General features: G+C 35.9%; 20 protein-coding genes and 1 other annotated feature. Of the genes, 5 read left to right on the top strand and 15 right to left on the bottom strand.

All coding sequences use genetic code 11. The features are described from left to right. Together IGI43_RS14915 and IGI43_RS14910 are read right to left on the bottom strand one after the other, a co-directional pair. Complete coding sequence (locus IGI43_RS14915) at nucleotides 1-1,254, bottom strand: PTS sugar transporter subunit IIC (protein ID WP_438758567.1); 1,254 nt, start codon at nucleotides 1,252-1,254, stop codon at nucleotides 1-3. A 21-nt stretch (nucleotides 1,255-1,275) separates the two neighbouring features. Beyond that, the gene (locus IGI43_RS14910; RefSeq protein ID WP_438758566.1) at nucleotides 1,276-1,596 is read right to left on the bottom strand and encodes a PTS sugar transporter subunit IIB; all 321 of its coding nucleotides are present in this window, start codon (nucleotides 1,594-1,596) and stop codon (nucleotides 1,276-1,278) included. 400 nt (nucleotides 1,597-1,996) lie between these two features. Here IGI43_RS14910 and IGI43_RS14905 point away from each other — a divergent pair, with 400 nt between their 5' ends. Then, nucleotides 1,997-3,895, top strand: a complete 1,899-nt coding sequence (locus IGI43_RS14905; RefSeq protein ID WP_438758565.1) for a BglG family transcription antiterminator — start codon at nucleotides 1,997-1,999, stop codon at nucleotides 3,893-3,895. Nucleotides 3,896-3,965: 70 nt separating this feature from the next. Here the strand turns inward: IGI43_RS14905 and IGI43_RS14900 are convergent, their stop codons facing one another. From IGI43_RS14900 to rplK, 5 genes are all read right to left on the bottom strand, one after another. Beyond that, nucleotides 3,966-4,208: a GlsB/YeaQ/YmgE family stress response membrane protein gene (locus tag IGI43_RS14900; protein WP_438758564.1), complete on the bottom strand. Its 243-nt coding sequence runs from the start codon at nucleotides 4,206-4,208 to the stop codon at nucleotides 3,966-3,968. A 373-nt stretch (nucleotides 4,209-4,581) separates the two neighbouring features. After that, nucleotides 4,582-4,947 carry a 50S ribosomal protein L7/L12 gene (gene rplL, locus IGI43_RS14895; protein ID WP_438758563.1) on the bottom strand — a complete coding sequence of 122 codons (366 nt, stop codon included), beginning with the start codon at nucleotides 4,945-4,947 and terminating at the stop codon, nucleotides 4,582-4,584. A gap of 62 nt (nucleotides 4,948-5,009) precedes the next feature. Further along, a complete protein-coding gene (rplJ, locus tag IGI43_RS14890; protein ID WP_438758562.1) occupies nucleotides 5,010-5,510 on the bottom strand; it encodes a 50S ribosomal protein L10 in 501 nt (166 codons plus the stop codon). 43 nt (nucleotides 5,511-5,553) lie between these two features. Continuing rightward, nucleotides 5,554-5,681: a sequence feature (ribosomal protein L10 leader region), on the bottom strand. An 87-nt stretch (nucleotides 5,682-5,768) separates the two neighbouring features. Beyond that, on the bottom strand, nucleotides 5,769-6,458 hold the full coding sequence (rplA, locus tag IGI43_RS14885) for a 50S ribosomal protein L1 (protein WP_438758561.1): 690 nt from the start codon (nucleotides 6,456-6,458) through the stop codon (nucleotides 5,769-5,771). Nucleotides 6,459-6,570: 112 nt separating this feature from the next. Beyond that, on the bottom strand, nucleotides 6,571-6,993 hold the full coding sequence (gene rplK / locus IGI43_RS14880; RefSeq protein ID WP_069645399.1) for a 50S ribosomal protein L11: 423 nt from the start codon (nucleotides 6,991-6,993) through the stop codon (nucleotides 6,571-6,573). A gap of 300 nt (nucleotides 6,994-7,293) precedes the next feature. Here rplK and sdaAB point away from each other — a divergent pair, with 300 nt between their 5' ends. Then, entirely contained in the window at nucleotides 7,294-7,962 is a 669-nt protein-coding gene (gene sdaAB, locus IGI43_RS14875) for an L-serine ammonia-lyase, iron-sulfur-dependent subunit beta (protein ID WP_438758560.1), read from the top strand. Nucleotides 7,963-7,987: 25 nt separating this feature from the next. After that, nucleotides 7,988-8,881 (top strand): L-serine ammonia-lyase, iron-sulfur-dependent, subunit alpha, encoded by an 894-nt coding sequence (gene sdaAA, locus IGI43_RS14870; protein WP_438758559.1) that lies wholly within the window; start codon nucleotides 7,988-7,990, stop codon nucleotides 8,879-8,881. Between the two features lie 129 nt (nucleotides 8,882-9,010). Here sdaAA and rbsK read toward each other — a convergent pair whose 3' ends face one another. From rbsK to rpmG, 8 genes are all read right to left on the bottom strand, one after another. Continuing rightward, complete coding sequence (gene rbsK / locus IGI43_RS14865; protein WP_438758558.1) at nucleotides 9,011-9,910, bottom strand: ribokinase; 900 nt, start codon at nucleotides 9,908-9,910, stop codon at nucleotides 9,011-9,013. A gap of 347 nt (nucleotides 9,911-10,257) precedes the next feature. After that, the gene (dcuC, locus tag IGI43_RS14860; protein ID WP_438758557.1) at nucleotides 10,258-11,631 is read right to left on the bottom strand and encodes a C4-dicarboxylate transporter DcuC; all 1,374 of its coding nucleotides are present in this window, start codon (nucleotides 11,629-11,631) and stop codon (nucleotides 10,258-10,260) included. Between the two features lie 15 nt (nucleotides 11,632-11,646). Next, a complete protein-coding gene (gene rihC, locus IGI43_RS14855) occupies nucleotides 11,647-12,567 on the bottom strand; it encodes a ribonucleoside hydrolase RihC (RefSeq protein ID WP_438758556.1) in 921 nt (306 codons plus the stop codon). A 143-nt stretch (nucleotides 12,568-12,710) separates the two neighbouring features. Next, entirely contained in the window at nucleotides 12,711-13,727 is a 1,017-nt protein-coding gene (locus tag IGI43_RS14850; protein WP_438758555.1) for a LacI family DNA-binding transcriptional regulator, read from the bottom strand. Between the two features lie 36 nt (nucleotides 13,728-13,763). After that, the gene (locus IGI43_RS14845; protein ID WP_438758554.1) at nucleotides 13,764-14,630 is read right to left on the bottom strand and encodes an alpha/beta fold hydrolase; all 867 of its coding nucleotides are present in this window, start codon (nucleotides 14,628-14,630) and stop codon (nucleotides 13,764-13,766) included. 90 nt (nucleotides 14,631-14,720) lie between these two features. Further along, nucleotides 14,721-15,266 carry a transcription termination/antitermination protein NusG gene (gene nusG / locus IGI43_RS14840; RefSeq protein WP_010760566.1) on the bottom strand — a complete coding sequence of 182 codons (546 nt, stop codon included), beginning with the start codon at nucleotides 15,264-15,266 and terminating at the stop codon, nucleotides 14,721-14,723. Nucleotides 15,267-15,439: 173 nt separating this feature from the next. Further along, entirely contained in the window at nucleotides 15,440-15,610 is a 171-nt protein-coding gene (gene secE, locus IGI43_RS14835; protein ID WP_438758553.1) for a preprotein translocase subunit SecE, read from the bottom strand. Between the two features lie 17 nt (nucleotides 15,611-15,627). Continuing rightward, entirely contained in the window at nucleotides 15,628-15,780 is a 153-nt protein-coding gene (gene rpmG, locus IGI43_RS14830; protein ID WP_010760564.1) for a 50S ribosomal protein L33, read from the bottom strand. A 148-nt stretch (nucleotides 15,781-15,928) separates the two neighbouring features. On the opposite strand from rpmG, the gene cbpA reads away from it, so the two are divergent. Together cbpA and IGI43_RS14820 are read left to right on the top strand one after the other, a co-directional pair. After that, nucleotides 15,929-16,573 carry a cyclic di-AMP binding protein CbpA gene (gene cbpA, locus IGI43_RS14825; RefSeq protein WP_069654322.1) on the top strand — a complete coding sequence of 215 codons (645 nt, stop codon included), beginning with the start codon at nucleotides 15,929-15,931 and terminating at the stop codon, nucleotides 16,571-16,573. Nucleotides 16,574-16,754: 181 nt separating this feature from the next. Continuing rightward, nucleotides 16,755-17,612: a PhzF family phenazine biosynthesis protein gene (locus tag IGI43_RS14820; protein ID WP_438758552.1), complete on the top strand. Its 858-nt coding sequence runs from the start codon at nucleotides 16,755-16,757 to the stop codon at nucleotides 17,610-17,612. The last annotated feature ends 36 nt before the right edge of the window (nucleotides 17,613-17,648 follow it).

Raw genomic sequence — 17,648 nt, 5'->3', positions numbered from 1 at the left:
TTAAACCTCCTTCAACACTTGATTTTCAGCTTTTGATTCTTGATCATCATATGCTTTAAAAAAGGGATACCAAATAGCGGTCGATATCGCAAAAATGACTAGCATCAAGATAATTCCTGTGATCGTCCCTGTCGTAAACCAAGTAGCAAATGGAAACGGACAATACCACAATTCAAATTGAACTTTAGGAATCGGTGCAAATGGAATCATCTTTGTAAAAATATAAATTACGATCGGCAAAATAATCCCTTGAAGCCACATTGGAATCATCAACAACGGATTCCACGCAACAGCACCAAAAATCACTGGTTCATTGATATTAAAAATCGATGGCACGATACACGCTTTGCCTAATGCACTGATTTTTTTAGATCTAGCCCGCATCATCATGAGAACAAGCGGCATCGTACAACCAATTCCACCGATCCATAGATATGCTGAATATAAAGTACTGCTAGTTACTAAATTTAACGTTTCAACCGATGCTGTGCCATTTTGAACGAGTGCGATATTTTCAGCAATTGCTTTCAGCAAAACTGGCTGAACCACAGGTGTCAAAACCCAAGTAGAAATTCCCATCGAATAAAGGAAACAAATTAAAAACATCATCCCTACAAAGCCTCCAGGAGATTCCATAAAACTTGATAATGGCATAAAAATACTTAAAACAATGTTATATAAATCTACTTTCATAATCAAAACAACGACCCAACCGAAAATGATAATAAGCCCAATCGGCAACATCGAATCAAACCAAGCTCTGACAAAATCTGGAATCACAGATTCTTCTTTAAAGAATGTAAATTTACCTAAAGTGACCAAGACAAATCCAGCGATCAATCCAGCAACGATCGCAACAAACATCCCGCCAGCTCCTAATGCATCATGACCAAAACCAACCACACCGTCTTTCTCGATTTGAGGCGAAATAATCATTAAGAACAAAACTAACCCGCTCATCCCAGCGACGATTCTTTGCTTTCGTAATCTTTTTTTCTCCATTAAGTTAAATGGGATCAAAAAAGCAACAAACAGTGAAATTTTCCCCATCGTCCAGCCGAATGGTACCCAAAAACTTGGTAAAGCAGGAAAATACTCATTTAAAATGGCCAACATCGAAAAAATCGAACCTAAGAAAATGAACGGCAACGTCTGCATGATTGAATCTTTGATACTGACGATCCAAGGATTATTATTCACTTTATTCATTTTAGGTGAGAAACTATTTTCCAACCAAAAGATCAACTTATTCATATTTACGTCTCCTTTTTTACATTATTCGTCTTCTTTTAACGAACTTAACAAATGTTCAATAGCCGCATCTCCATCTAGCGTCGCATAATACTCTTTTTTCATCAGAATAACTTTTACTGGAAATCCGTGAATAATCTCATCGATTTCATCAAGGATATATTCTAGATGTGGCCCCACCATCAACGCATCGATTTCCTCAATATAGTTTTCAATTTCTGATTCACTTCTTGCTACAATACTCATGTCTAATTTTTTTGCTTTGGCTGCCTTACGCATATTAGCAGCCATAAACCCACTGCTAGCACCTGATCCACAGACTAATAATACATTTAATTCACTCATATTCTTTCTCCTTTCTACTTTAAAAGCTGAACAAGCTCGTTTTGTTCTGACTGAAAAATAGGAAAAATTGACTGTGACGCTCTTTGTCACATTCTATTTTTATCTTTTTTCCGAAGAACTAGCTTGTGAAGCTAGACAACAATAAAAGCTGAACAAGCTCATTTTGTTCTGACTGAAAAATAGGAAAAATTGACTGTGACGCTTTTTGTCACATTCTATTTTTATCTTTTTTCCGAAGAACTCGTTCAGTTATTACATCCCTATCATCTATGTTTTAGATACCGCTTTCAAATATGATTTTTTCCTCCTATTACTGCTTTAGCGGAAACAACTGTACTTGATTTGCTATTTAAAAGAAAGAATAATCAGAGTTATATAAAAGTGGAAAGGAGCGGATATTGTGTCCTTAAATAAGAAAGAAGCGGCACTCGTAAAGTTGTTGATTCAGCATCACAATTGGTTATCTTCAGCTTTTCTAGGAGAAACATTATCCACATCAACCAGAACGATACGTAACTATGTAGCTCGAATCAACCAAAATGCTAATTTTGAAATGATCCAGTCTTCCAGACAAGGATATAAAATCGATAGCAGTGTTCAGATTGACGAATTTATTTCTTATAATAAACCGGAATTGAACACGCCTGTCGAACGCATGAATTATTTGATGAATTTATTGATAAAACACAAAAATGTCGATTACTTTGAGGTTGCAGAAACGTTATTTGTCAGTATTCCAACTATCGAAAAAGATACCATTCGACTACGTAAAAAAATGACGAACTATCATTTAAAAATCGTTAAACATAGGCATTTTCTCAGTATGGAAGGTGATGAATCAAACTTTAGAAAGCTCACTAGTGATATGCTATTGGATGAAACTCTACAAAATTTTCAATCCATCGATTACATTCAAACAGTATTCCCGGATATTCCGATTGAAACGATTCAAAAAATCGTGATCGATCGTTTGAGTAGTCAACATCTCTATATAAATGGCTATGCTATTAACAGTCTGTTGCTCCATATAACGATTGCCATCAATCGGCTTCAACATCATCAACGATCTGAAGTAGATTTTATTCCTGAACTATTTACTAACGATCAAATTGAATATCAAATTGCCACGCAGATTGGAAAAGATATCGATCAAGCTTTTACTATAGAAATGGATCCTTATGAAATCAACAATTTGACCCTTTTATTAATGACTAAAATCTCACCCTCAAATGATGCTTTTTTAAAAAATTATATGGGCACTTCTGTCTATACTTTTATTTCAACTATGATGAAAACAGTCGCTGAAAAGTATTTTATTACTCATATCTCAGACGAGTTAGTATTAAATTTAGCGTTGCACGTGTCTAATTTGATCTCACGAGCAAAAAGCGGCAAGCAAGTTCATAATCCTTTATCTGAAGAAATCAAGCAGTCCTATGCTTTTATCTATGAAGTAGCTGTCTTTATTGCCAAACAAATTCAAAAACAGATCAATATACCAATCTCAGATGATGAAATCACCTTTATCGCACTTCACATCGGCTCATACTTTGAGGAAAAATTTGAGACAGAAAATAAATTAAGCTGTGTGATCTATACGCCAGAATATTATGACATGCACAAACGATTGATCTATAAAATCGGAGATACATTCAAATCTAGTTTAAATATCATAGAAACTTTTTATCGCTTAGACAGTAAGAAGCTGACCGAAATGCAACAAGCTGATTTGGTTTTATCGACTATAGAAATGAAAGATATGGAACATGTCGTTCTAATTTCTCCTTTTTTATCAGAAAAAGATATTAAAAAAATCCAACAATCCATCCAGCTAGTAAAGCAGGATAAATTATTGGAAACATTAAAAGAAAGTGTCCAAACATACTTAACACCAGAGCGATTTGAACGAAACATTTATTTAAATACTCCAAATCTATACATTGAACATTTAGGCGCTCAATTGATCGAAAAAAATTATATTGATACCCATTTTGTTGACTTGATCAAAGAACGGGAAAAAATGTCTGCTACCTCATTCAATAACTCTGTTGCTTTACCACATGCGGTTGAAATGAGTGCTGAAAAAACGGGAATCTCTATTATTTTAAATGATCGACCTGTAAAATGGGGAAATCACTATGTTCAAGTGATTATTATGATCGTTATGAATCAAGATGATATGAAAAAATTTCGGCAATTATTTGATTTTATGATCGATACCTTTTCAAATCCAGAGAAGTTAAATAATCTTTTAAAGGTTAATGAATATGAAGAATTTATTGATGAATTATTTAAATAGATACACAAATCCAAACAATAAAAAACCGCTAAGAGAATTTAATCTCTAAGCGGTTTTTCTATAGATCAGTTTAATTTTTACCTACAAAAAATGATACAACTGCAACTAAAATCACAGCACCAATAATTGATGGAAACAATGCCATACCAGCGATTTGTGGTCCCCAACTTCCTAGAAGTGATTGACCAATCGATGAACCTACAAGACCTGCAATAATATTAAAGATCCAGCCCATTGATTTCCCTTTACTAGTGATCGCTCCGGCAATTGCTCCGATAACGCCACCTACGATTAAAACCCATAACCAATGCATAATATCCACTCCTTAAGTTGATAGCATAGTAGACTTATTTAATCCCTATTGAAAAATAAAACATTATAAGTGAGATTGTTTTTCCTTCATTTATAATTCATTTTTCTGGGCTAATAACCTAACAAGCTAATAGAATAATGTAATAATAATTACTTAATAATGCTAACAGATTATTCATTTTCTTGCGAAAGAAATGCATTTTATATCATATAATTATCATTTTTATTTCATCTAATCTGTGTCTAGAACTGTTATGTTGTTTTAAGTAGTGTCATTTTTACAAGTTAAAACATTATCGATTTTTTGTTTGATTAAATCAAAAAAAAGCTAGAATCCAGATGGATTCTAGCTTGAAATTTAATCTTAAAAAAGATTATTTTACTGTTACTGAAGCGCCAACTTCTTCTAAAGCAGCTTTTAAAGCTTCTGCTTCATCTTTAGAAGCGCCTTCTTTAACTGGTGCAGGAGCGCCATCAACTACTGCTTTAGCTTCTTTCAAGCCAAGACCAGTTGCTTCACGAACTGCTTTGATAACTTTAACTTTTTGGTCTCCAGCTGCAGTTAATTCTACAGTGAATTCAGTTTGTTCTTCGCCAGCTGCTGCTGGTCCTGCTGCTGCTGCTACAGGAGCTGCTGCAGATACGTCAAATTTTTCTTCAATAGCTTTTACTAAGTCGTTTAATTCTAAAATAGTTGCGCCTTCTAATTCTGCAACAATGTTTTCAATGTTCAATGCCATTATGATTTCCTCCGTTTTAATAATTCATTATTTTTTTAGTTTAGTTTGTTACTAAGCTGCAATTATGCAACTTCGTCTTCTTTTTCTGCCACTGCTTTGACAGCGTAAGCCACTTGTCTGACTGGCGCTTGTAATACAGATAATAGCATAGAAAGTAGTCCATCGCGACTTGGAAGTTTTGCTAAAGATGTCATTTCTTCTACTGAAGATACTTTACCTTCAATAACGCCACCTTTGATTTCCAATGCTTTGGCAGTACTTGCAAACTCGTCGATGATTTTAGCAGGTGCTACTACATCCTCGTTACTGAAAGCGACTGCTGTAGGGCCTGTAAATACTTCGTCCATACCTTCTAGTCCAGCTTTTTTAGCTGCACGTGAAAGGATAGAGTTTTTGATAACTTTCATTTCAACATTTGCATCACGCAATTGTTTACGTAAGTTAGTCACTTCTTCTACAGTTAAACCACGGTAGTCAACGATGACTACAGAAGCTGCTGCTTGAAATTTAGCTGTTGCTTCTTCGACTAAGGTTTCTTTTTTAGCGATTGCTGCTTCACTCATTTATTTTCACCTCCTGATTATTGATGGAGAAGTTTAGATTGTCATTAAAACAAAATAAACCCCATGCCACCGTTGACATAGAGGGACGTAATTGTATGTATCAACAATTGTCCTCGGTAGGAAATTAAGACTTACGTCACCTACTGTCTTCGGTACAGTTAATTATTAACCTCAACTACCTTACCATGGGGAAGGTAGTTGAGTCAATAATTTTTTTAGATTTTCTATCGATCTAAACGATCTATTATACTTTTCTAATTAAAAAGAAGCTTGATCAACATGGATTCCAGGTCCAAATGTAGTTGTTACTGAAATATTTTTAATATATTGACCTTTTGCTGCTGATGGTTTAGCTTTCATCAATACATCGTTGATTGTATTGAAGTTTTCTAGTAATTTTTCATTATCGAATGAAACTTTGCCGATTGGTACATGAATATTCCCAGCTTTATCAACACGGTAAGTTACTTTACCTGCTTTTACTTCGTTAACAGCTTTTGTTACGTCCATTGTTACAGTACCAGTTTTAGGGTTAGGCATTAGGCCTTTTGGACCTAAAACACGACCTAATTTACCAACTTCAGCCATCATGTCTGGAGTTGCTACTACTACGTCAAAACCAAACCAGCCTTGTTGAATTTTATTAACCATATCTGCATCGCCTACAAAGTCAGCGCCAGCAGCTTCAGCCTCTTTTGCTTTTTCGCCTTTAGCGAAAACTAAAACGCTTTGTGTTTTACCAGTTCCGTTAGGTAACACTACTGCACCACGGATTTGTTGGTCTGCTTTTTTAGGATCTACATTTAAACGGTAAGCAACTTCAACAGTTGCGTCAAATTTTGCAATATTTGTCTCTTTAGCCAAAGCGATCGCTTCTGCTACAGGGTAAACTTTTGTTGCTTCAACTTTTTTTAATGCATCTTGCATTTTTTTGCTTTTTTTAGCCATTTTGTTTCCTCCTTGATTGTGGTTATAACGGTCGAACCTCCCACGTAATTCATATCTTTGAATATGAAATAAACTGAGAAGCTACTTCTTTGGGTTACCTAGAATAAAAAAATTATCCTACAGTGATTCCCATGCTTCTTGCAGTTCCTTCAACCATGCGCATAGCCGCTTCAACGTCTGCTGCGTTTAGGTCTGCCATTTTAAGTTCAGCGATTTCTTTCACTTGATCTTTAGAGACATTCGCTACTTTATTTTTGTTTGGCTCACCAGAACCTTTTTCGATTTTCGCAGCTTTTTTAAGTAATACTGCAGCTGGTGGTGTTTTCGTAATGAATGTAAATGAACGGTCTTCATATACAGAGATTACTACTGGAATGATCAAACCAGCTTGATCAGCTGTACGAGCGTTGAATTCTTTTGTGAATCCCATAATGTTGATACCCGCTTGACCTAGTGCTGGACCTACTGGCGGAGCTGGTGTTGCTTTACCTGCAGGAATTTGCAATTTAACTAATTTTTCTACTTTTTTTGCCACGAGACATACCTCCTTGAGTCCGTGATGTGGTTAATTGGAGATGAAGATTTCTCCTCCCACGTCATTCTTTGACGAATCAAAGAAAACCTGTATGCAAAAATGCACACTTAAATAGTATACTCTGCTTCTGATTAAATTTCAATACCTTTCTATTCTTTTTCCCTAGGGAGTTTCGTTTGGAAATGAGAAAAAGATAAATTTTTCTGGCATTTTTATTACTGTTCTAGTTTATTCTCTTTAATTATGATAGACTTTCGTTAGAAAAATCCTGATTCAAATGAAAGGATAGGTGAACAAATAATGGAAAACTTGCGTTATAAAAGTGTTTTTGACATCATTGGTCCCGTCATGATCGGTCCAAGTAGTTCCCATACAGCTGGAGCTGCCCGCATTGGTAAAATTGTCCGAAGTATTTTTGGTGAACAGCCTGATACTGTCGATATATACTTATATGAATCTTTTGCAAAAACATATCGCGGTCACGGAACAGATATTGCCTTAGTTGGTGGTTTACTGGATATGGAACCAGATGATGAACGGCTTGCTGATTCTTTAAAAATCGCGCACGAACAGGACATGGAAGTTTTATTTGTTCCACTTAAGGAAAAAGCTGAGCATCCGAATTCAGTCAAATTGCTAGTCTCTAAAGGAGATCGAAAGCTTTCTGTCACAGGAATATCGATTGGCGGTGGCAACATTCAAATCTCAGAACTGAATGGGTTTAAAATTTCTTTGACGATGGGTACGCCTACATTTATTATCGTTCATCAAGATGTACCTGGAATGATCGCTAAAGTTACAAATCTATTATCTGACACAAATATCAATATTGGAACAATGACGGTAACACGAGAATCAAAAGGTGAAAAAGCGATTATGATCATTGAAATCGACCATGCTGATATTGGCGATATTACAATGAAATTAGTCCAAATCCCTCATATTTACAGTGTGAATTATTTTGATTAATCTAAATTAAAGGAGCAAACGAGTTATGTTTCTATCTATAGAAGAATTAGTGAAACAAGCCGCAGATTTTCCATCGGTTGCTGAGTTGATGATCGCAACTGAGATAGAAAATCACGGTCACAGCCGCGAACGGATCATCGAAACAATGGAACGTAATCTTACTGTTATGAAACAATCGATCGAAGAAGGTGTTGCTGGTGTGACCTCTGTGACAGGTATTACTGGTGGAGATGCCACTCGGCTCGAGGAATATATCAAAAACGGGAATTTTTTAAGCGGAGAAACAATTTTAACAGCTGTTAGAAATGCTGTTGCGGTCAATGAAGTCAATGCAAATATGGGCTTGATCTGCGCCACTCCGACTGCCGGAAGTGCTGGCGTTGTACCAGGTGTTTTGATGGCAGCGATCGAAAAATTAAAGCTCACACATGAACAGCAATTAAATTTTCTTTTTACTGCTGGTGCTTTTGGACTAGTAATTGCCAACAACTCATCCATCAGTGGTGCTGAAGGTGGTTGTCAGGCAGAAGTCGGTTCAGCTAGTGCGATGGCTAGTGCCGCTTTAGTGTGTGCTGCTGGAGGTTCAGCTGATCAAGCCGCACAAGCGATTGCAATCACCTTAAAAAACATGATGGGACTGATTTGTGATCCTGTAGCAGGTCTAGTAGAGGTTCCTTGTGTAAAACGTAATGCCTTAGGCTCTTCCCAAGCGTTTATTTCAGCTGATATGGCCTTAGCCGGCATCCGCAGTGTGATTCCACCGGATGAAGTCGTAGCTGCGATGTATCAAGTGGGTCGTCAAATGCCGCAAATCTTTAAAGAAACAGCTGAAGGTGGTTTGGCTGTGACACCGACTGCGCAGCGATTGGCAAAGGAAATTTTAGATAATCAATCTGCAACGTCAAATAAATCCGAATAAACGGTGGGAGCAGAAGTAACTCCTTCGGAAATAAGTTGAAATTCACAAAAATTTGAAGAGCAATTTTCGTGAGTTTCCTCTTATTTCTCGGAGCTAAACACTTCTGTCCCAACCTCTTATTTTTATTACTTAAAATGCATTAATTTCAGTTAACGTCGGCATTCCAGTCTGCGCCCCTAATTTAGTCACAGACAGTGTGGCCCCTTTCCCAGAAATCTTAATTGACTCTGAAACAGTCATACCTTTTGCTAAACACGCCGCCAGAATCCCATTAAATGTGTCTCCCGCACCTGTAGTATCAACTACAGTTACTTTTTCAGCTGGGATCGTAATGACGTTATTTTCATTGGTATAAGAGATTCCCTCTCCACCACGAGTTACAATCAGCTGTGTATCATTGGTTTTTGACCAGCTCAACATTTCCTTTTCAAATTGTACCGAATCAGTGATTGGATGACCTAACAAACCTTCAAATTCTGTCTCATTCGGCGTAATGATATCCACAAAGGGCAGCATATCGATGACGCTGTCATTGTATGGAGCTGGATTTAAAATCGTTATTGCGCCTTTGTCTTTCGCCAGTGCTAAACCTTTTTTTACGGTCTCTATTGGAATCTCTAATTGAGTCAATAGTACATCTTCAGCCTGAATTTTTTTGTTTAATTCATCGTCGATATCATTCAACAACATATTTGCTCCTGGCAATACAACAATCGCATTATCTTCTTTTAATTTAAAAATAGAGGCAACACCTGTAAAAATATTTTTTTCAAATGTAACTGCACTGACATCAATTTTTTCTTTTTCAAGATGCTTGTATACTTTTGAACCAAATGTATCCTCACCGATTTTGCCAACCAAGCACACATTAGACCCTATACGAGCAGCTGCAACTGCTTGATTAGCTCCTTTTCCGCCAACATAATAGTCGATGCTCTCTCCCAAAAGGGTTTCTCCTATTTTGGGCAATCGGTCTGTTTCCATGACCATATCCATATTGATACTTCCTAATACTATTACTTTGTTCATCGCGGACTCTCCTTACTTATATTTTCTTCAAATACTTATAGAAAGAACCCAGATGCTCTCTTTCAATTTCAGTATACTCTGAAATCTTTTCAAAACCGTACTTTTAAAAAAAATGCTGCATTTTGAGATTGGAGTGATTTGTACTTGAATAAATATTTTTCCATTTTTTTCTTTTATAATACTTATTATAGCATTCAGTAATTTTGATGCATAACCATTAAACAAATGATTTTGATTTGTTGCGATGCGTCTTAAAATATAGTTCATCTGTCTTATGACTTCCAAAGTAGCCATGGCAACTATAATACGTTTATCAAGTAATTTATATAAATGCTGATCATATGATGCTAATAAGGCAACAGAAGAATAGATAACAGAACCACACAAATGATCCCTATGATTGTTGGCACACTCGTCCGTTTCAAAATCCGAACTGGGCTCACATCAACAGTTGATGCTACGATCATGACAACTGCTGCAACTGGTGAAATCGTTCTTGCTAAGTTTGCGATCATCTGCATAGGTAATGCAATTAGAATCCCATCGATACCAGCTTTTGCTGCAATATCAGGAATCAATTCAATCACCGCATAAAACATGGCTAAACCACCACCACTTAAAATACCAAAGACTGTTGTAGCTCCACTGAAGATTAGCGTTGTCACAAGACCTGCTGACGCAGAAGATTCGACAGATGACATAATATTATCAATGATCCCTAGTGATTGGATAGCCGTTGTAAACAATGAACCACCAACCACTAACATCACAACTTGGCTGAATCCTTGCCCCATGCCTTTGAACATTTCAGCTGCTGAATCTTGAATTTTTTTGTATGATTTATGTCTGATCGTTTCAAAAGCTACAGCAACGAAAAATGAAATAAACGTCAAAACAAAAATATCCATTTGGATTCCTTTAACAAACATTCCAGTAATTCCAACGATTAAAATCAGCATTAATGGTAACAATGGCAACAACGCATAAATTTTGGGCGTATCTGATTCTTCTTGTTTGGTCAACCCATCCTCTTCGATCGTGACAAAAGCTGCAGCACCTTCTGTTTTATCACAATGCTTTTGCCAGAAGTAGTGCGCTACGGCCATGATCAATAAGGTTGGAATTGAAATTTTCGCATTCCAAGCAACATAGGTCAACAGATCATAACCTAACGTTTCAGCAGCAATCACATTATCCGCTCCAAGTGGTGTCGGCATGATCGTTGCAGTCATCGCAATCACTCCAGCAGCAGTCAATGAGGAAATCCCCATACTAGACAACATCGGATACAAAATCGCCATCAAAATAATCGCTAAACTAGACGCACTGGGGACTACCAAAGACATTAAATTTCCCACCAAGAAAACTAAAGGTACAAACAAGGATTTGGATTTTATTTTTTTCAGTGGTTTTACTAGAATATTAACAGCTACTTGATTGGCACCGATTACATTCATATACCCAGAGTAACCAAATAAAATCATGATCACGATCCCAGCTGAACTAACTTGGGTGATAATCGTATCTTTAAATTTCAAAAAGATATCGAAAAATGCTAAACCAGTTCCTTCACCTGCTGGATATAGAGGATGACCTAACAAAACCGCAAACAGTAACAAAATCAACGCACCACTGATCAAACTTAAAGCCGGATGGTAATTTTTAATAATCAAATAAGCAACCAAAGCTAAAACAATTAACACTAATAATGACTCAATCATAGTATAACTCCTTCTTTAATTTATTTTTTCTAAATTTGAAACAACCCATTTTTGAAATGCTGGTATATCGATATCTAAACAAACAACTGCATTCGTTGTGTCGTGGTATTTCATTTTTAAATCAGCAACTGTGGCACCTGCTGCTGGACCCTCTAGAGCGATTTCAACAAATGTTTCTTGAACTGTAAATAAAGTTGGGTCCGTTAAATAAGCAATGGCACATACATCATGCATTTTTAAGCCAGTCTGTAAACTTCCCCCACGATAATGCTGGAATAATGAGTAAAACATATTCCCGACTTTACCAAATTCTTTAATTTTTTCTGTTTCTTTTTTAGTCAATACAGCTGTACTTGTCACATCCAAGCCGACCATGACAATCGGAACGCCTGATTGGAACACGATTTGCGCGGCATGTGGATCCACATATGTGTTAAATTCTGCACTCGTATTCGTATTTCCTCTTGATAAGGATCCGCCCATCATAACGATTTCTTTAATGTTTCGCTTTGTTTCTGGATACATGCTGAAAAGTAAGGCAATATTCGTTAATGCTGCTATTGGAACTAATGTGATCGGTTCTGTACTTTCAAGAATGCAGTCTTTCATCGCTTCAACAGCATGAACAGTAAGTGCTTTGGTTGTAGTTTCTGGAAAATCGTACCCATCCATCCCGCTTTCTCCGTGAATCTCTGCTGAATCTTCAAGTTGGATCAATAAAGGATTGTCGCAGCCTTTAGCGACAGGGACTTGTTTACCGAAAAATGACACTAATTTCAATGTATTCGCTGTTGTTTTGTGTGCGTTTACATTTCCTGCAACAGTTGTTAATAACTTAACCTCTAATTCTGGATGATTAAGAGCGATCGATAAAGCTACTGCATCGTCAATTCCTGGGTCTGTGTCGATGATGATTGGTCTTTTTTCTTTTGTCATAAAAGCTTCCTCCTTATTAGGTTAAGCGCATTACCTAAATCGTATAAAAAAATACCTTTTCAATAACTAAAAAAGTATTTTTAGATTAACCGCTTAATCTATCTGTCTATTATGATAGCGTTTTATTTTTGGTTAGTCAATAACTATTTTCTTTTTTTGACACTTTCCCCTTCAAACAGACTCGGTTTCAAAATAATCGATTCCTTTTTTTGCTTTTGTTTGGTAAGGTTATTCTTCAATAGCGCAACAGCTTGCTTTGTTAAAGATAGACTATTTTGCTCGACTGTAGCTAATGAAATCCCTAGAATATCAGCCATCTCTAAACGGTCATACCCAATGATCGAAAGATCTTCTGGAATCATTTTCCCAAGACTCAAGGCTTGTTTCAATACACCAAAAGCAACCATATCATTGGATGTAAGCACAGCTGTTGCATCTTTTAGCTCAAAAAGTTCTTTGGCTTTCTTTATGCCATCGTTAAAACGATAGCCCGTTTCAATGATATAATCTTGTCTTACTTTTACACCATAAGTTTCTAATGCTTGTTTATAGCCATTGATCCGGTCAAGCGTACTTGGAACTTTAAAATCTCCAGTCATAAAAGCAATATTTCGATGGCCATTTTCCAAAAGGTATTCTGTAGCAAGTTTCCCCCCAGCTTGACTATCAAAATAGGCTTGATTAACCCCAGTAAATGACACTTGTCTATCGACTAAAACAAAAGGTGCATCAATTTCTTTCAAGAAATGCTCTTGTTCTTCTTTGAATGAAAAAGACTCGTTTGATAGCGCAATAATCAGCCCGTCAACACCACGATTCAACAGCATTTGAATCAGGTTTTTTTCCACAGTAAAATCGTCATTAGAATTGACAATGATAGTTAAGTAACCCAAGGCTCTAAATTGTTCTTCTAATTGTTTACATAGCTTTGAAAAGAATGGATTCTCAATATCTGGAATAACAACTCCAATGGTTTGAGAGGTTTTTTTAGCCAGACTTTGAGCCGCGATATTCGGAATATAATTTAATTCTTTTGCGATTGTTTTTATTTCTTGCTTCTTTTTTTCAGAGATTCTTGAAGGTTTATCATTTAATACTAAAGAAACCGCAGCTTCAGATACGTTGGCCATTTTTGCAATGTCTTTCATTCTGATTTTCATGGCTCTCTCCTTTATCGATCCATTTGTTTTAGTCGTTTATTTCCATAAAAAATCTGCAACAAGTTGATCTACCTCTGTATTTTCATGTAGCTTGCTATGCTGTGCCGATTTTCCATAAAAGATTTGTTCTTGTACTTCATTACCATGTGTTTTAAACAGTGAAACAACACTTAGTGCATCTGCAACTGGAACAGCCTCATCACCTATACTACCATCTTCTACATCTCCTGCGATGATCATGACTTTCATGTCTTTAGATATTTTTTCGATCCCATTGACATATTCAGCATACCGTTCACTTTGAACCGTAGGGCCATTATTGATGAGATCATCGATCGTCTCTCCGTTTGATAACTCTACAAAATTATTAAAAGGTGCTGCTATACCAACAAATTTATTGATTTTTGGAAGACTTGTATCATCACCAAATGTAGTTAGATAGCGTAAAGAGCTCGCTCCACCCATAGAATGTCCTACTAAATTAACCTGTGTTATACCATAATTATCTCGAATATAGGTCAAACAATTCTTGATCCACTCTGCTTGATTCCATTCATTATTTTTGTTATCTTCAAAAATAACTTGGATACTAGGATTATTTTCTTTGCCTGTCAGTTGGCCTTTTTCTTTGACTTTTCCATCAACACTAACGGTCAAAACTAGTTCTTTATTAGTCAGATTATTTTTTTCCATTCTTCTAATCATGCCGCCAAAAGAATTATCACCACCACTGTATCCATGAATAAATAGTGTGGGGATTGATGATTTTTGAATTGTTTCACTAATAGCTGAGTTCTTAGCAGCTTGTTGTTTTTCATTTTTAGGCGCTTTTTTACTAGTACAGCCAGCCAAAAATAGCAAGATACAGACCGTTACAAGCAAATAATACTTTTTATTTTTCATTTTATCCTCTTTTCACTTATCACTATAGCAAGAAGAGAGCAGGGCAAAACTATATTTAGTTTTGCTCCACTCTCTCTGATTGCCTAGCTTTTATTGGATTGAATCTACTTGTTCAAAGTCTAACTCTGTACTTGTTTCACGACCGAACATATCGATATTTACTTTTAATTTTTGACGTTCTTCATCAACTTCTGTTACTTCACCTTCAAGGCCAGAAAACGCACCTTCAATAATGCGGACTGTATCGCCTAGTGCAACATCTAGATCAGATTGACGAGTACTCATACCGATTGAACGTAAGATGTGGTTGATTTCTTCTTGTAATAGTGGTGCTGGCTTGCTTCCGGCACCATGTGAGCCGACAAAACCAGTAACGCCTGGTGTATTACGTACTACATACCAAGAATCATCTGTCATCGTCATTTCTACTAACACATAACCAGGGAATGTTTTATGAACGATTTCTTTTGATTTACCATTTTTCACTTCTGTCTCTGTCTCTTCTGGAACGACTACACGGAAAATAAAATCTCCCATTCCCATGCTTTGTGCACGTGATTCAATGTTCGCTTTTACTTTGTTTTCGTAACCTGAGTATGTATGTAATACATACCAATTCTTTTCAAATGATTCCATGTTTGATTGACCCCTTTAATTTATTAGTTGGTTAAAATAATACCTCAAGAGTAGCAAGCAGAACCTTGGTACTCGTTTTCTTTTTTTCATATGAAAATAAAAAAACCTCAGTTCCCCGAAGTTTTTCCTCACTTGTTATTATAGCACTGTTTGCAATGAAATACTAGTTTGAATTACTTAAGAATCCAACCAAATACGGTTTGGATCACTGTATCCATTACGAAGAATAATGCTGCAAAAATAATTGATGTTTCGATAACAACCAACGTGTCTTTGCGTAATTGTTTTTTTGATGGCCAAGAAACTTGTTTCATCTCATCTTTAACACTACGTAAAAATTTCATTTGAACTCCTCCAATATCTATTTCGTCTCTTTATGTAACGTGTATTTTTGACAGTATTTACAGAATTTTTTGATTTCTAACCGCTCTCCACGTTTTCCTTCACTGACGGCTTTAGAATAGTTTCTGGAGCCACAATCTGAACAAGCAAGTGCTGATTTTTTTGTTGCCATTGTTCAACCTCCTCTATTCACAAATTTACTCAATAACATTATCATTGTTTTAGCTAAATGTCAATGGATACTCAATAAACTATGGTTTTTTTTCAAATTATGTTATCATTAAGTTGTCAGACGAATTTAACCTACGGGAGGTCAAAATATGTTATTAAAATCCGTCGTTATCAAAAAGAAAAACCTTACGACCGTCAATGAATCTTGCACATTGGAAGAAGCATTGACCATTCTTGAAGATTCAGGGTATCGTTGTGTACCGATCTTAGATGAATCAGAAAAGATTTTTAGAGGAAATATCTATAAAATGCACATCTACCGCCATAAAGCAAACGGTGGAGACATGAGTTTACCCGTTACTTATTTATTAAAAAATGCTACAAAATTTATTTTTGTAAACACGTCATTCTTTAAAGTTTTCTTTACGATCAAAGAATTACCGTACATCGCTGTGTTGGATGAGAATAACTATTTTTATGGCATTTTAACGCATAGTACGTTATTGAATATCCTTGCTCAATCTTGGAATATCCAGCGTGGTAGTTATGTTTTGACAATTGCTACGACCGGTAAACAAGGGGACTTGGCTGCTATGACGAAAATCATTGCGAAACACAGCAGTATCGCCAGTTGTATTACGTTAGATATTGGAGAGGATGAATTTATCCGCCGTACCTTGATCACTTTGCCTGCTGAAACAACTGAAGAGACATGCGCAGTTATTGTTGAGAATTTAGAGCGTAAGAATCTTAAAGTAGTTGAAATCGAAGATTTACAAGCAAATGCTGAATAAAATAATTAAGAAAAGAAGCTTTTCAGTTGAAAGGCTTTTTTTCTTTATTGACATAAACTAATTTTGAGTGATTAGATACTAAAAATAATCTATCTCCTTTTTAAAAAAAATTCATCCCACAGCTTTAGACATAATAATTTCTATGCTACAATTTGCTATATGTGAGGAAAGTAGGTAGCTTATGGAACTAACCGTTTATGTTGCAAGTGCATTCAGTAAAGATTACAAGGGTGGAAATAAAGCTGGAGTGGTATTGTTTGAAAATACATTGTCCACTACTCAAAAAATGGCAATAGCCAAACAGCTAGGTTATGCGGAAACCGCGTTTATATCAGAATCTGAAATTGCTGATTATAAATTTGAGTATTTTACACCAAAAGAAGAAGTTGATTTATGTGGTCATGCTACAATTGGCTCTTTTTCGATACTGATGCATTTGAATAGACTTTTCAAAAATCATTATACAATTGAAACAAACAATAGTGTTCTTTCGATTATCATATCAAACGACACTATATTCATGGAACAAAACAAACCGATATTCTATGATGTTATAGCAACAAATGAGCTCATTGATTGTTTTGACAGTAATACTATAGACAGCAACTACCCAATTCAAATTGTTTCAACAGGCCTAAAAGATATTTTAGTTCCTATAAAAAACGAAACACAATTAAATACTCTGGAGCCCAATTTTGAAAAAATCAAGAAAATCAGCAAGCAGTATAATGTTGTCGGGATGCATCTCTATACATTTAATAATGACCGAATAATATGTAGAAATTTTGCGCCACTATACGATATTAATGAAGAAGCAGCCACTGGTACTTCAAACGGTGCGCTAGCTTGCTACCTTTATGAACAGCACTCATTATCAAAAAATATTTATGTATTTGAACAAGGTTACTCTTTACACTCGCCTTCTGAAATATTCGTTAAATTAGCAACCAATAATAAGAATGAAATAGAAAAAGTATTTGTTGGTGGTAAAGGATATTACTGTGAAACGCAGTGGTTAAATATAGAAGATAGTGAGTAAAATAAAGAAACTCAGATTAAAAAAGAGGTTGGGACA

It is taken from the genome of Enterococcus sp. AZ126 (assembly GCF_051714545.1).
In the GTDB taxonomy this organism is placed as follows: Bacteria; Bacillota; Bacilli; order Lactobacillales; family Enterococcaceae; genus Enterococcus_L.
The sequence above is the reverse complement of the archived record's forward strand: the minus strand, read 5'-3'. Positions and strand labels throughout refer to the sequence as shown.

Coding starts and splice junctions, on each gene's coding strand:
- secE (WP_438758553.1), bottom strand. CDS start 15,610: ATGAAATTTTTACGTAGTGTTAAAGATGAGATGAAACAAGTTTCTTGG.
- IGI43_RS14845 (WP_438758554.1), bottom strand. CDS start 14,630: ATGAAAAATAAAAAGTATTATTTGCTTGTAACGGTCTGTATCTTGCTA.
- dcuC (WP_438758557.1), bottom strand. CDS start 11,631: ATGATTGAGTCATTATTAGTGTTAATTGTTTTAGCTTTGGTTGCTTAT.
- rplA (WP_438758561.1), bottom strand. CDS start 6,458: ATGGCTAAAAAAAGCAAAAAAATGCAAGATGCATTAAAAAAAGTTGAA.
- rihC (WP_438758556.1), bottom strand. CDS start 12,567: ATGACAAAAGAAAAAAGACCAATCATCATCGACACAGACCCAGGAATT.
- sdaAA (WP_438758559.1), top strand. CDS start 7,988: ATGTTTCTATCTATAGAAGAATTAGTGAAACAAGCCGCAGATTTTCCA.
- IGI43_RS14850 (WP_438758555.1), bottom strand. CDS start 13,727: ATGAAAATCAGAATGAAAGACATTGCAAAAATGGCCAACGTATCTGAA.
- IGI43_RS14820 (WP_438758552.1), top strand. CDS start 16,755: ATGGAACTAACCGTTTATGTTGCAAGTGCATTCAGTAAAGATTACAAG.
- IGI43_RS14900 (WP_438758564.1), bottom strand. CDS start 4,208: ATGCATTGGTTATGGGTTTTAATCGTAGGTGGCGTTATCGGAGCAATT.
- sdaAB (WP_438758560.1), top strand. CDS start 7,294: ATGGAAAACTTGCGTTATAAAAGTGTTTTTGACATCATTGGTCCCGTC.
- rbsK (WP_438758558.1), bottom strand. CDS start 9,910: ATGAACAAAGTAATAGTATTAGGAAGTATCAATATGGATATGGTCATG.
- IGI43_RS14910 (WP_438758566.1), bottom strand. CDS start 1,596: ATGAGTGAATTAAATGTATTATTAGTCTGTGGATCAGGTGCTAGCAGT.
- rpmG (WP_010760564.1), bottom strand. CDS start 15,780: ATGGCAACAAAAAAATCAGCACTTGCTTGTTCAGATTGTGGCTCCAGA.
- cbpA (WP_069654322.1), top strand. CDS start 15,929: ATGTTATTAAAATCCGTCGTTATCAAAAAGAAAAACCTTACGACCGTC.
- rplL (WP_438758563.1), bottom strand. CDS start 4,947: ATGGCATTGAACATTGAAAACATTGTTGCAGAATTAGAAGGCGCAACT.
- rplJ (WP_438758562.1), bottom strand. CDS start 5,510: ATGAGTGAAGCAGCAATCGCTAAAAAAGAAACCTTAGTCGAAGAAGCA.
- nusG (WP_010760566.1), bottom strand. CDS start 15,266: ATGGAATCATTTGAAAAGAATTGGTATGTATTACATACATACTCAGGT.
- IGI43_RS14915 (WP_438758567.1), bottom strand. CDS start 1,254: ATGAATAAGTTGATCTTTTGGTTGGAAAATAGTTTCTCACCTAAAATG.